Below are 14,293 nucleotides of genomic sequence, written 5' to 3'. Positions count from 1 at the left end.
GTGTTTATGGGCAGGCCTGGACGAAAGCTGCGACATTGCCGCTGCCGCCCTGGCTGACATTGGCATCGCAGCCGTGGCCCACCTGTACGCCGGCAGCAATGTTGCCGTTACCGTCCTGGGTCAGAATAGTGGTGTGGTTGGAGCCGAACTGGCCGACGCCGGCCACGTTGCGGTTGCCGTTCTGGTAGGTGGCGCCGTAGTTGCCGGCCCCGTCCTGGCCGATAGCCGAAAGGTTGTGGCGGCCGCGCTGCTGGCCGATCACCTTGTTGAAGCGGCCGTTCTGATACACCCGGATACGGTTTTTGAAGCCGTTCTGGGCGCCGCCGGCCGAGTTCGACCAGCCATATTGCTCGATGCGCACGTCATTGGCCATGGCCGGAGCGGCGGCAGTGATACCGACAAGAGCGGTAAGCGCGGTTGCGATGAAAGAATTGCGGATCATGAGAGCGTCTCCTTTGGCGGACGGGACCGCGGTTGAACGGCTTCTTTTTAGGAGATGCCGTTCGAACTAAGGCTGAAGGCGGCGTTCAGCTGGGGTTCAGGAGGGCTTGCGCGGGTCGTGGCTGCGGCGGTCAGGCCGCTATTCGCTAGGGCAATGGGTGGAGCACACTCGCCAAGGGCGGCCGGTGTTGGACATTTCTATACTTGGGGTTGGCCGCTTCCGGCCCACAGGCTGCCGGACGGCAATGCGCCTCATGTCGGTCGTCAAAGTTAGCTTTGCAACTGCCTTAAAGAGGACATTACCGGCCACCGCATTGGTGATCGCGGTTGCGCCACAAGCGGACCACGTGTTGCCGTTGGCCACACGAGCGCCTCCACCTGTCCAGCAACGAGTCCGGTCGGCTCAGTGGAAGGTCGTTTTATAGTGGAGGCCCGGAAACGACGCCTCGCCGGGTCGCAGCGCCGCCTGCCCCATGGGATCACCTTTTAGAATACTGAGGAAGAATGCCGCGGTCAGCGTCTTGGCTTGATCGAACTGCGGACCGGAACCGGAACCGTATGCGAACATCATGTGCCCACCCTTGTCGAATACGGCCAACGCCTTATCTCGACTTCCGATGCTATCATGCGCCCATAGGGCATTGAATTCCGGCTTCACCATCTCGTCGTCAGAAGTGACCAGTATGAGCGTCGGCACTTTGACAGCCGCAATGCCAGTGGCGCCGAATACCTGCAGCTCGCCGCCCGGAGCTGCGAGAACGAGCGCCGCCACGCGGCTATCCCAAATGGGTGGCATCGGCTCCGCAAACGGGTCCGCAGCGCCGTAGAGTTTGGCAATCGTTGGCTCGAAACCTACAAATTGGCATGAGTCGCCATACTTCTGGGCCTCATTTGCAGCGCACCAGCTATCCAGGGCTTTAAAGTCGACCCGAGCGCCTCCCGCCTGGAGCGCAGTCGCTCCGCCCGATGAATGCCCCCAGACGCCGATGTGGGAGGTATCTATGAGTCCAGCGAGTTTGCCACCCGGGGCTGTCAGTGTATCGGCGTAGCCGATCACACGAAGCACGTTGGCAGAACGATAATAGAGCAATCGGCGAACGTCGAATCCGGTATCATAGCTCGAAGCGAAGACAACCAACCCGTAGGTCGCGAGAAACTGGCCCCAGCGGGTGTAGGCTATGCCCGGCATCGAGGATCCGGGGATCAGCACAAGCAGCGGATAGGGACCGGTCGTTGCCGGCGGTGCCTCCGGCGTCGTCTTCAGGATTGCGCCGGCGGGAGCTGGCGCAGGACCAGCAGCGGGATACCAGACCCATGTTTCCAGCGGGTGCTCACCAGTCACGTCAGGTATCGTGAACTTCTGAATACCGATCGCGAAAGGACCGGGCTGGCTGAAATCGGTTGCGATCGCGGGTGTCACTGCGATCAGGGGCAAGATGACAAGCCAAGGCAGCAGAAGAAAACCCAGGACAGCCTTGATCATAACGTGCCTTCCTGCGCGGTGCCAGGCTGCCGCTACCGTTCACCCATGACGGCAAGACGTCAAGCCCGAGTGCTGCACACAGTCCATCTATATGGTACGTTCGATCGTTTTGCTGCCCTGAGTCTTCGCTTGAGTGGACTGAGAGGAGTTGCAGCTTTAGGAACGTGCGGAACGGGTCAGTTCGAGACTCGGACCCACCGGATTGAATGTCTGCATTCTCACGCGCTCATACCAGAACCGGCCGGACCGCTCCCGGCCCCACAATGGTCGGGGCATTGTCACTTCAGACCGCTGGGCTTCAGGCCGCCGTGAGGGGACCGGAGAATTGTTTGGACTTTGAAGGTGGTAGCGGGAGACCGTTCTCTCCGCTTTCAACACTGCCACCAATCCCCTTCGAACTAAATGTCGCCGCATAGCGGACACCAGGCCATGGCGACGGCGCAGTGATGTAGCGAGACACGGTTCTCACGCGAGGGACCATTCGCAACCGCGTATCCCCTCACTACGGTACTTGGAGAAGAGCTTATGCATCCCATAGCTTGAGGACGATCCCGAGACACCGCCTGCTCGATCCCGCGGTGGCGGGAAAGCCCATGGCTGTCAATCGACACCCACGTTTCAGGCGCAATCTGGCCGTCGCCATTGGGGTCCTTGTTGTCGCAGTCGGGCTTGCAGCAGCGTGGTGGAGACCCTGGGAGCCACCGCTTCGGCCCGCCGCTCTGACAGCCAATGCGAAAGCCGATCCCCGGCCATCCCTCGTCGTACTTCCATTTGACAATCTCAGCGACGACAAGGCGCAAGGTTATCTGGCTGACGATTTCACCGAGGACCTGACCACAGAACTTGCACGGGTGCCCGGCCTGTTCGTCGTATCGCGAAACGCGGCTTCCACCTACAAGCACAAGGAGACCAAACCCGCTGAGGTCGCCGCAGCGCTTGGTGTCCGGTGCATTCTGGAGGGCTCGATACGCCGGGTCGGCGACGACATGCGTATCAACGCGCAATTGATCGACGGCTCGACCACCGGTCATCTCTGGGCAGAACGTTTCGACGGCCAATGGACGGATGTGTTTGCGCTGCAGGACAAGGTCGTCGTCAGCATCGCAGGCGCGCTCAAGCTCCGTCTCGTCAGCGTTCAAGGCAAGGCAGATGTCGCGGGCGGCACGCGCAATCCTGCAGCCTACGAAGCTTACCTCCAGGGCATGGAAATCTACAATCGTCGCAAGGCTCCAGACGAGTTTGCGCAGGCGGTGAGGTTTTTCCAGCAGGCGCTGGAACTCGATCCGGATTTCGGCGCAGCGGCAGCCTCGCTCGCGTGGGCCTATTGGGACATGGACGGGCCGCGGATCAAAGCTTTAACCGTTTCGGATATCGGTGCGCTGTACAACGCCTACAAGTACCTGGGGGAGGCGGCCAAGCATCCTTCGCCGTCCTACATCAGCTCGTCGCCAGTTTGCTGGTTCGCGAGCACCGGTCCGACGAGGCAGTTGCGGTTATGTTCAAGGCAGTGGCGCTCGACCCGAGCGATCCCCTGAACTATGTCGGGCTGGCAGAGGCCATGAATTTCAATGGCAGGCCGAACGAGGCGCGCAACTATCTCGTCGCAGCCGACCGTGTAGGCCCAGGCGGGATGACCATCGGCACTACCAGGCTGGGCTGGCTGCATTTGGCCAGGGTCGTTCGAGGAAGCTGTCGACTACCTTGAAAGGATCGATCTCCAATCGCCTGATCCATGGCCGAAATTCTATGGCCTGCAGGTGTTGGTTTCGGCCTACGCACATCTCGGGCGCGGTGACCAGGTCGCGGCCTATAGGGACAGGCTCAGGAACGTCATGTTGGAGCGAAAGGATGGAGGGGCAAATCAGCTGGTCACGCAGAGGTATTTTGTGTTCAAGAACTCGGCTGACATCGGGCGTCTGCTGGACGGCCTGGACAAGGCCGGGTTGCCGGAGTTGCCGGAAGAGGTCAATCTGGATGCGAAGGACCGGCTTACCGGTTCGGAGATCAGGTCGCTCATCCTCGGTCGTGAGCTGCGCGGGGGAGGCGCATGGATAGATAAAGGAACCAGTTGGGTGCAGCAGAACTTCCTGTGCGACGCCATTCCGAAAGATCAGACAACCTGCGGTGCGATCTTCCGCAATCCTGCCGGGACGCCGGAGCGACGCAACGAGTATACGGCAGTCTTCCGTTTCGATCGTTTTGAGTTTTCGACCGTCAAATAAGACCACCCCGGACCTGCCGGCGATATTCCATTCCGAACCAAAACTGCTTGCGGACCTTTCTGCCCGCTGATCGCGCCACGATGAGCGCAACGCAACGGTTTCGACCGACGCAAGGTGATGATGCACTAAATGACCGCCTCAACGCTTCGCCTTCGGTGCCTCCGCCCGGAAGTGGACATCGCGGGTGACAATGCTGGAGGTCATGTTCGCGCCAGAAGTGGCCGTCTATGGGTAGGTTCGCTTCCAAATGGCGGCTTTGGGATCAAAAGTTCGCGTTCGCGACAGGCCGGATCGCGCGCCCATTCCGTCATTCGTGCGAAATTCTTTGCTGCTAAAAGCCGCCATTCGGTCATATGGCCGGCGACTTCGCCGGCGACCTGGCGGTCGCGGTCGAACGGGAAGCAGCAGTTCGGCTGCAGCAGAGCGAATGACCGCATTCGGCCGATACTGTTGAAAAAGTCCGGCGCACCGCAAATCGCCACCGATATTAGAATCCAGTTCCACCCCGGCGCATTGCATGGAATCAGGATTCAATTTTGGGGTCTCTGCGGAACGCCATCCTACGAAAGTACCACGGGCGACCGCGACGCGGACTTTTTCAACAATATCGGCCGGAAGCGACACCGATACCTAGATTCCGGGCAGGACTGGGCACTCAGCCTCAAACTTCCTAGCACTCCCTATTTGCTGTTTTGTAGCCTAGAGTGGGCCCAAGATGTCCGACGGAGAGCGGCAGTGGTAGTGGACCGCGTTCAGAGAAGAATGGCTGCCATCCTTGCAGCCGACGTGGTCGGCTATAGCCGGCTTATGGGCAAGGATGAGGAGGCTACGCTTGCGGCGCTGAAGGCCCACCGTGAGATCATCGACGGGCTGATTGCTGAGCACGGTGGCCGAATTTTCGGGAGCGCCGGCGACAGCGTCATCGCCGAGTTCGCGAGCCCAGTGGAAGCGGTGCGGAGCGCCACCGAGATCCAGTTGGCAATCCACCACCGAAACTCGGGCTTGCCCGAGCGGGAACGCATGCTGTTTCGCATAGGTATCAATCTCGGGGACGTCCTTGCCGACGGCGACAATCTGATGGGCGACGGCGTAAACGTCGCCGCACGCCTGGAGGCGCTCGCGCCGCCAGGGGGTATCTATGTCTCCGAGCCAATTCATACGCATGTCCGCGACCGGCTCTCGCTCGATTTTCTCGACATGGGCGAGCACAGGGTAAAGAACATAGCCCGCCCGGTACGAGTCTATCGCGTTCCGCTCGCCTCGGAGGATCAGGCCAGGTCGCCATTCCGCGGACTGGACGTCTTTGATTTCGACCATGCTGATATCTTCTTCGGTCGTGCGCGTCCGATTGCCACCTGTGTCGACAGGGTGGAACAGCTAGTCGCGAGTGGCAGAGCGTTCCTTCTAATCTATGGCATGAGCGGCTCGGGCAAATCCTCCCTGCTTCGCGCTGGACTGCTTCCCGCCATCTTGCGGCCCGGCGCGACTGCCGGGATCGTGCTTTGGCGCCGCTGCCTCATCCGGCCGTCGGAGGGATCTGACACGATCGCATCTTTCGTCGCTGGACTCCTTCAAGAAAGTGCCCTGCCAGAGCTCGCGAACGAGAGAACAGCCGCCGAGCTGGCGGAGCTCATTCGCGGCGCGCCCGACCGAGTTCCGGCGCTGATCCGCGCCGCGCTTGCCAAAGCCGCCGCTGCTGCGAACGTCTCCGCCGCGCAAGCACGCTTGGTCCTCGCTGTAGACCAGATGGAGGAGTTGTTCACTACACAAACGGGGCCGGCGCGCGAGGCATTCATTCGGCTGCTCGCTTCGCTCGCCACTAGTGGCCTTGTATGGGTGATCGCGACAATTCGGGCTGACTTCTTTCACCGCTGCGGCGAAGTTGCGGGCTTTTCGGCCCTCAAGGACGGCTTGGGCAGTTACGAGCTACTGCCGCCGACCGGTGCGGAGATTGCGCAGATCATCCGCGAGCCAGCGCGAGCTGCGGGTCTTCGCTTCGAGGAGACAGCCGACCAAGGCCGTCTCGATGATGTGCTCCAGGCAGCTGCGGGGGCCGATCCGGAATCGCTGCCGCTTCTCGAGTTCGTGCTCGATGCGCTGCACGATGCTTGTCGGGATCGGCGGATCCTCACTTTTGCCGCCTATCGTGCGCTGGGTGGCCTCGAAGGTGCGATCGCTCGGCGCGCCGACGAAGTGGCCGATGCACTTCCGGCACATGTGCAGGACACGCTGCCGGCGGTTCTCAGATCTCTGACCACAGTGCGCCTCGGCGACGAGTCAATAGCTGCGGTCCCGGCTCTGGCAACCGACGTCGCGGGCACGCCCGCCCAAGCGGAGCTGGTCGACGCATTGATCGCCGCCCGGCTGCTGGTCAGCGACGAGGATGCGGAGGGACGTGCCGTCGTTCGCGTCGCACACGAGTCCCTATTGACCCGCTGGCCGAGGGCACTGAACCTCGTCAATGCCAATAGGGAGTTCCTTGAAACCCGCGCCCGCGTCCAGACGGATGGCCGGCGATGGCATTCCGACAAGAGGAACCCGGATCTTTTGCTCCCTGCGGGCAAGCGACTCGTCGAGGCAGAGGAACTGCTTTTGTCGAGGCGAGATGAAATCGACGGCCCTACCGCGGACTATATTCAGGCGTCCTCGCTCGCGGTTAGGGAGAACGTCAAAAGAGAGCAGAACGCAGAACGAGCGCGAATGGAGGCCGAAGCTGCTGCTGCGACACTGCTTGCCCGCCGAACACGCTACGCGGCGGTCGCTGCAATTCTACTCGCGGCAATCGCAGGCGTCGGTGCTGTCGCAGGGTTCCTCGGACAGCGCGAGGCGGAGCGGCAAGCCGTCGAGGCAAAAAACAGCGCGGACCAGGCCAGAACCGCAGAGGGGCAGGCGCTGGAGGCGCGGCAGAAGGCCATCGAGGCACGTGACGAGGCCCTCCGCAGTCAGTCCCTTGCCCTGGCATTTCTCTCGCAGCAGACCGCGGCGAGCGGCGACATCGAGGCCGCCATCCTTCTTGCGCTGGAGGCGTTGCGGCCGAAAGACACTCCACCCGGACAACGCCTGGTCGAAGCCGAGGCTGCTCTCTACAACGCTCTGCTGGCGCACCGTCAACTCAGGATATTTCGCCATGATGCTGGTGCAACCTGGGTCGCCTTCAGCCCAAAGGGCGATCGCATTGTTACGGCATCCTACGATAAGACCGCTCGCATCTGGAACGTGTCGGACGGGTCGGCAATAGCCGTTTTGAAGGGGCACGAAGGGGCCCTCGAAAGAGCTTCTTTTAGCCCCGACGGAAACCGCGTCGTTACTGCCGCTCGTGACAGCACGGTGCGCGTATGGGATGCCAAGTCGGGAGCGCAGCTTTTTGTTGTTCAGCAGCCCGGTGGCTTTCCAACTGCCAAGTTCAGCCCAGACGGCACGCGAGTGCTCACTGCATCTGACGACAACAACCATGCCATGTCGATCTGGGATGCTAGAAACGGTGCGAATATCCTGACCTTGAAGGGTGGTGGAACGTCGTTCGCGGACTTCAGTCCCGATGGGTACAGCTTCGCGGCCGGACAAGGTAATAGTCGCACTGTTGGGATCTGGATTACCGAGACCGGAGAGCAGATCAAAAACTGGCGAATTCCAAACTGGCCAGATGAGGTCGTTTTTAGTCCGAACGGGAACAGGCTCCTCGTGACTTCGTGGTCGCCTTATACGTACGCTGAAACTTCAGGCCTTTGGGACGTAACGAAGGGCACCGAGATTGCTGCTCTCGGCGGTCACAAGAGCGACACCCACAGCGGGACCTTCAGCCACGACGGCCGCCTCGCCACGACGGTGTCGATCGATGGCACCGCACGGCTCTGGGATGGCGTAACCGGGAAGTTGCGCAATGTGCTTGGAGAAGAGACACCTGGGCTAAGATTGACGGATGTTACGCCGCACACGAATGATCAGGAAGTGAACAGCGCATTCAGTCATGACGACAAGCTCCTGGCTACCGCATCAATGGACGGTGGGGTGCGTGTTTGGGACGTGGAGAACGCTTCGCTTCTTACTTCTTTGAGCGGCCACCATGCCTTGGTAGAGCATGTTGAGTTTAGCCCCGTGGACAACACCTTACTCACGGCGTCGCACGATGGTACGGCTCGGCTCTGGGACATCGACGGGATTCTCACAGATGAGCTGCTTCACAAGTATTCCCCCAACTTTGCTGTCTTCAGCCCCGACAACATACACCTTGTTACCGGAGGCGGAGACAGCCTCGCGCATCTGTGGGATGTCGCCGGCGCCCATGAGACGGCTGAGCTTGAAACGCATGAGCCGCTTCAGGCGACGGCGTTCAGTCCGGATGGCCATCGCCTCGCCACTGCGACCCTCAGCGGCGAGATTCTGATTTGGGACGTTGACAGCGGGCGGCAACTCAGGCGGCTCGAAATGGGACGCGCCGCGGTCGCGAGTGTTCAGTTCAGCCCCGATGGAAAGCTCGTTGGATGCGCATCGCTTGCAGGGGTGGCACAGCTGTGGGGCAGCGATGGCGAGACGGCCACCCTCAAAACGAGTGCCACTTTGCCGAATGCTGTCTTTAGCCCTGATGGGCGGCTCGTTCTCACAGCGACCAGCGACAATATTGTGCATCTGTTGCGGACCGATGGGACCGAGGTTCGCACTTTCGTGGGGCATCGGAACGGCATTACCAGTGCCGCCTTCAGTCAGAATGGTTTGCTCGTCGCAACCGGTTCGCTGGACCAGACCGCGCGCATTTGGTCGCTTAAGGATGGAAGTACTGTCCAGGTGCTACAGGGGCATGACGAACCCCTGACTGATGTGGCTTTCAGCCCTGACGGTCAGTCGTTGTTGACTGCCTCGCGTGACAGCACCGCCCGCATCTGGAACGTTGCTGATGGAACCAGAAAGGCAGTCCTCAAAGGCCACCGAGGCGCCGTAGAGAGCGCGCGATTCAGTCCGAACGGCATCTATATCGTTACGACATCATCGCAGGATCGGACAGTCAGGGTTTGGGCTACGGCGTCTGGCCGTGAGATAGCAACGATTTCCGAGCGTCAGGATAAGCTCAATCGACCGAAGGTGACCCGCGCCGCGATGAATTCGAAGGGCACGGCGATCGCCGTCGTTTCAGGCGATGAACGGGTGCGCATAATCCGAGCGTTTCCGACATCCAACGATCTCATCGACTATGCAAAAACCGTCGTGCCGCGCCAGCTCACACCATGCGAGCGCCGGCGCTTCTTCTTGCCCGGCGGGAGCGACGTTCCCGACTGCCCAGGATAGCGACAAACACTCGCAAAGGAGAACACGGCCACGCTCAGACCGGCGCGCGTGTTCCCAGACGACCAGCGCAGGCCGTGTCGGATCTGGTCATCAGCCATGGCCAGAACCATCTGATCGGATCTCCTTCAGACTTGTTCGCATCAAGAGAGAGTTACCAAGATGCGCAACCCGCTGAAAGGTACACGGCATATCGAACTTGGAACGCAGGCGACCATTCTAGCTAACCGCTGTCTGCACATTAGCAGAGGCATAGGCAGCCAAAGGAAGCAGTGTGATAGGCGCTGCTCAAAAATGGGCAGGATGTCCCAATTGGGTCACGCCAGGACGTGCCTACACCAACCTGAATGTCCGCTCCTGAAGATTCGCAGACCGAAGCCGCCATTTCGCTCTCGGACCCGCTGCGGGCCTTGCCGCTGGCAAGACAGCTCTGGCTCCACTGCGGCGCGATACGGCATCCTGACCAACGAGCTGTATGCCAGGGTGAGGGTCTTCCCAATACTGGCAGGCGTCTAGCGGATCAATCCGCCGCAGGATCAGCGGTCTGACGCGGGCCTGCTTGAGATCGGCGATATCGGATCCGCGTTCGCGATCCCTGCAATGCCGCACAAAACCTGTGTGGTACACGATTTGGCGCAAAGGTTTCCCGCACTGGGCGGTTTCAAAGACTTCAGTGCTCGACATGCAGCATCCCAGGTTCCGGCTCCTTGGCCGCGCATATGGTCTTGCCATGGAGCTTTCCCTATAGTCATGCCCAGTGGAACAGGTTCAACATCTCGAACGGAAGCTGGTCGCTATCCTCGCCGCCGACGTGGTGGGGTACAGCCGGCTGATGGGGCTGGACGAGACGGGCACCCTCTCGCGGCTCAAGGCGCTCCGGCGCGAACTCATCGAACCGTCGATCGAAGGGTACCATGGCCGCATCGTCAAGCTCATGGGCGACGGTGCTCTGGTCGCGTTCGAGAGCGTCGTCGATGCGGTAGCCTGCGCCGTCGAAATCCAACGGGTCACCGCGCAGCAGAACCTCGGTCTTCCCGAAGATACCCGGATCGTGTTCCGCATCGGGATCAACCTTGGTGACGTGATCCCCGACAAGGACGACTTCTACGGCGACGGCGTCAACATCGCGGCCCGGCTGGAAGGACTGAGCGATCCTGGCGGCATCGTCATCTCGGGAACGGCCTACGATCAGGCTCACAACAAGCTCGGCCTGACCTTCAAGTCACTCGGCGAACAGCGTCTCAAGAACATTCCAGAGCGGGTCCGCGCCTATCGGGTTCTGCTGGAACCGACCGCAGGAGCCAATAAGTCGCGCTCTCGGCGATGGCCTGTGATCGGCGCCACGGTGCTCGTTCTGGCTCTGATAGCGGGGATTGCGGTGATTCTCTGGCCGCAAGCGATTGCCCTGCTGCCCGGTCATGGTTCCACCCCGGTCGGTTCGTCGGTCGGCAAGCCCTCCATCGCCGTGCTACCGTTTACCGATCTTAGCGAGAAGGCAGGCCAGGATTATTTTGCGGAAGGGCTCGCAGACGATCTCATCACCGATCTCTCGAAGATCTCGGGGCTCCTCGTCATCGCACGCAACTCCGCGTTCTCCTTCAAGGATCGATCCCTCGACGTCGACGAGATCGCTGCGCAGTTGAACGTCCGTTACGTGGTCGAGGGCAGCGTCCGGCGGGAGGAAGATCTAGTCCGCATCAATGTCCAGCTCATCGATGCCCAAACGGGGAGCAACATCTGGGCCGAGCGATACGACCGCGACTACTCCAGGATATTTGCACTTCAAGACGAAGTGATCGGGCGTATCGTTGAGGCACTTTCGGTGCGTCTGACGGAAGGCGAACGAGCGCAGATTGCTCGCCTCCCCACGCGAAGCCTGGAGGCATACGATTTCTACACCCGAGCCGAGCAGAAGGTTTATGTGGTCGACAACAGGTCTCTCGGAGAGACCCTGTCCCTGTATCAAAAGGCGATCAAGCTCGATCCTACGTTTGCAGATGCTTACTCGGGCTATGCCCGCGCCACGGTGGACGTGCTCGGCTTCGACTACCAGGTGCTCATGCTCAGCGCCGTCGCTCGCCAGCGCTCCTACGAAGCGGCAGGGCGGGCGCTGGAGCTCAATCCGCAATCTGCGCGCGCCTATGCCGTGCTCGGCATCCTGCAGATGCTGGACGGCGAATGGGACCAGGCGATCGCGTCGGTCCAGAAAGCCGTCGCGCTGGACCCGAACGGCGCGGAGGCGGAGCTCAATCGGGCGATCGTGCTGACCTACGCAGGACAGAACCTGGAGGCGCTGGCAGCGATGGAACGCGTGTTGCGGCTCGATCCCAAGCCGCGCGCTCAGGTCTTCGACTATTACGGCTTCGTGCTCTACATGAACCATCAGTACGAGAAGGCTTTGCAGGCGCTGAGCAAGGTCCAGCCGGGAGAGCGCAGCGACCTTGGTCTCGAAACGCTGGCCATGGCAAATGCGCGGCTTGGCCGCATGGCCGAGGCGCACGATGCGGCTGCAGCAATCCTGAAAGAGATACCCGAACAGAACCTCGCTGGTTATCGTGTCGTTTACGCCCACCATCGGCGGCAAGAGGACCTCGATCACCGGCTGGGCGCCCTTCGCGCCGCGGGGATTCCCGAGCGGAGCTTCGATTTTCGCGGGCGGGAGGAGGACCGCCTGGGCGGCGCCGCGATCCGAGCCCTAACGGGCGATCGGACATGGGTAGGACATCAACACAATGGCGCAGCGTTCGTCATGGAGCTGAGTGCAAATGGAGATGTCGCACTGAGCTCGCAAAGCAGCATCATCACCGGCACGTCCAGCGTGGATGGCGACCTCTTCTGCACGCAATCCACCGCGACCTTGCTCGGCCGCAAGTTCTGCGCCCCGGTCTATCGCAATCCCCAAGGGAGCAGCGATACGCAGGACGAGTACGCTTGGCCGGACTCCGTCACAGTCTGGTATTTCTCGGTGTCTCCGTGACGGGCGCCATTCAACTTGCGGGCTCACGACATCGCGCCGGAGCTAGTTGGCGGCCGCTCTAGCCTCGAATTCCTTCGCCTCCACTGCGGGCCATTCGGCTTCCCCTTTCGCAATGACAGGCGCCGGGTTGGCATCGAAGTCTTCCTCCAGGCCCTCCTTTCCGGAGAACAGGAAGAGCTTGCCATTGACGATGCGGAAGGCTTCCGGGTCAAGGTTCGCGGATGCCTCCTTAACTGACATTCCCCCGGTGCAGAAGCCGCCGAACTGAGGGGCATAGCGCACCGGCTCGGAAACAAAGGCATCCCGGTGTTGGACGCTGGCGAAGTACCACGTTGCTCCGAGCCACTTCCTCGAGATCTTGGGCGAACCCATCGTCGCGCGACCGTCGGTGAAATATGCTACCGGATCATAACCCAGGATGGCGACATTGCCGAAGTATCCGGTGTTCACTCCGTCGCCGGCGTGGGATCCACCGGTGCCGAAGAGGAGGAGGGAGGCGGCGGCTACTCCCGCGCATAGCAAACTGTCAAACGTTCTGGAACGGTTCTCTGTCATGTTCTCCTCCAGTAGCCTTTCTCGATGTCAGTTGCCGAGGGCGATGCACACCTTGTACGACGACCCCATCGTTTCCTTGGGTTGGCATTTTGCGCCGTGCTTCTTGAGCAAAACCATCACGTCGGTGCTCTGATAGAATGTCGCGCGGCTGAGAGGCGTGTACCCGTATTCCTGGATTGCCTCGACCTGTGCGCCGTGCGAGATCAACAGCTCCGCGATGGCCGTCTGGTTCTCTTCTGCTGCCACATGCAGCGGCGTGATCTTGTGCGTGCTCAACGCGTCGACCTCGGCCCCGTGGTCGAGCAGCAATTTTGCGATGTCCAGGCTTCCTGAGTAGGCTGCCGCATGTAGCGCGGTGAAGCCGCGATCGTTGCGGGCTTCGATGTCCGCCTTGGCCCCGATCAACGCAATGGCGACCTCGGTCTTGCCGGCAAGCGCCGCATCGATCAGCGGGGTCTGACGGCTCTCGTCGCGATCGTTCACATTGGCGCCTTGTGCCAGGAGTTCGGCAACCTTTCCGGCGTCGCCCTCCCGAGCAGCGTCGTTGAGCGGCCCGGCCGTCACCGCACCGACGGCAAACCAAGAAATGAAAGCAACGACCAGAGCCCGACTGACAAGCCGAAGCCAACCGGTTTCGAAAAGCCTGACCCGGATCGGGAAGGCCCTCGCCAGCAACAATCGCCTGTAGACCGTCATCGTCTAACCCTCCGGGCGCGCTCGCCCGCGGATGGACGTATATGAGATCAGTCTAATACATTTGGCGCAGCGGAGCCATAGGGTGTCCGGCTTATGCGCGAGTCGAAGTCGCGCGAGGCGCCCTGTGTCACCCCCGGCAGCGGGCTATCCGGGCACCAGCACCACGACCGCTAGAATGGCCATCAGCAGGTAGGCGGCCATGCCGATCATATCGTGCTGCCGGAAGCGCCAGATCGCGGACACAGCCATATTCCTTCTCGGTCGGCTGCCGAAGCCTGGTATGGGTCGCCGGGCTATCAGGCAATCCTACCGCTTCGCCTGCAGAGCATGACTTGCAATGCCATCATTGTTGATGGGGCAGATTAGCGCTTAATCCTTTGTTGCGGCTAACCCCTTCAACGGAGATCGCCAAATAGTCAGAACCAAACTTTCCAAGCAGCTTTTACAGGCTGAATTCGGCCGCTTTATGATTGAGGCGGAGCGGCTTCAGATCTTGGTCCCACCCGGCTGAACGTCCGCTATCATTCTTCGGACGCCAGAAGCCGCCATTCCGCTGTCGTGAAGAGTTTCGGGCGCCGGCAGGCGTACGAAAGTCCCCGAGGAAGGAACCCGCGGGCCACAGGCGATGGTTATGGGGATTTC

General features: G+C 60.9%; 9 protein-coding genes. 5 read left to right on the top strand and 4 right to left on the bottom strand.

The window, feature by feature from the left end:
- Positions 1 to 4: 4 nt before the first annotated feature.
- Both NKH59_RS32215 and NKH59_RS32210 read right to left on the bottom strand, forming a co-directional pair.
- Complete coding sequence (locus NKH59_RS32215) at positions 5 to 442, bottom strand: curlin (protein WP_352921324.1); 438 nt, start codon at positions 440 to 442, stop codon at positions 5 to 7.
- Between the two features lie 402 nt (positions 443 to 844).
- Positions 845 to 1,924: an alpha/beta hydrolase family protein gene (locus tag NKH59_RS32210; protein ID WP_353024261.1), complete on the bottom strand. Its 1,080-nt coding sequence runs from the start codon at positions 1,922 to 1,924 to the stop codon at positions 845 to 847.
- A 593-nt stretch (positions 1,925 to 2,517) separates the two neighbouring features.
- On the opposite strand from NKH59_RS32210, the gene NKH59_RS32205 reads away from it, so the two are divergent.
- The 4 genes from NKH59_RS32205 to NKH59_RS32190 all read left to right on the top strand — a co-directional run bounded on the left by NKH59_RS32205 (position 2,518) and on the right by NKH59_RS32190 (position 12,400).
- Positions 2,518 to 3,459, top strand: a complete 942-nt coding sequence (locus NKH59_RS32205; RefSeq protein ID WP_353024259.1) for a hypothetical protein — start codon at positions 2,518 to 2,520, stop codon at positions 3,457 to 3,459.
- A 297-nt stretch (positions 3,460 to 3,756) separates the two neighbouring features.
- On the top strand, positions 3,757 to 4,146 hold the full coding sequence (locus NKH59_RS32200) for a hypothetical protein (protein ID WP_352773079.1): 390 nt from the start codon (positions 3,757 to 3,759) through the stop codon (positions 4,144 to 4,146).
- 762 nt (positions 4,147 to 4,908) lie between these two features.
- Entirely contained in the window at positions 4,909 to 9,426 is a 4,518-nt protein-coding gene (locus tag NKH59_RS32195) for an nSTAND1 domain-containing NTPase (protein WP_352780523.1), read from the top strand.
- Positions 9,427 to 10,180: 754 nt separating this feature from the next.
- Entirely contained in the window at positions 10,181 to 12,400 is a 2,220-nt protein-coding gene (locus NKH59_RS32190; RefSeq protein WP_352780525.1) for an adenylate/guanylate cyclase domain-containing protein, read from the top strand.
- Between the two features lie 42 nt (positions 12,401 to 12,442).
- Here NKH59_RS32190 and NKH59_RS32185 read toward each other — a convergent pair whose 3' ends face one another.
- Both NKH59_RS32185 and NKH59_RS32180 read right to left on the bottom strand, forming a co-directional pair.
- Complete coding sequence (locus NKH59_RS32185; RefSeq protein ID WP_352540684.1) at positions 12,443 to 12,955, bottom strand: YHS domain-containing (seleno)protein; 513 nt, start codon at positions 12,953 to 12,955, stop codon at positions 12,443 to 12,445.
- 27 nt (positions 12,956 to 12,982) lie between these two features.
- Positions 12,983 to 13,519, bottom strand: a complete 537-nt coding sequence (locus NKH59_RS32180; RefSeq protein WP_352663153.1) for an ankyrin repeat domain-containing protein — start codon at positions 13,517 to 13,519, stop codon at positions 12,983 to 12,985.
- A gap of 345 nt (positions 13,520 to 13,864) precedes the next feature.
- On the opposite strand from NKH59_RS32180, the gene NKH59_RS32175 reads away from it, so the two are divergent.
- Positions 13,865 to 14,017, top strand: coding sequence for a DUF1330 domain-containing protein (locus NKH59_RS32175; RefSeq protein ID WP_352618725.1), 153 nt, complete (start codon positions 13,865 to 13,867; stop codon positions 14,015 to 14,017).
- The last annotated feature ends 276 nt before the right edge of the window (positions 14,018 to 14,293 follow it).

Source organism: Mesorhizobium sp. M0998, from assembly GCF_040318885.1.
GTDB lineage: Bacteria > Pseudomonadota > Alphaproteobacteria > Rhizobiales > Rhizobiaceae > Mesorhizobium.
Note: the sequence above shows the minus strand (reverse complement) of the source record. Positions and strands in the feature narration are given on the sequence as shown.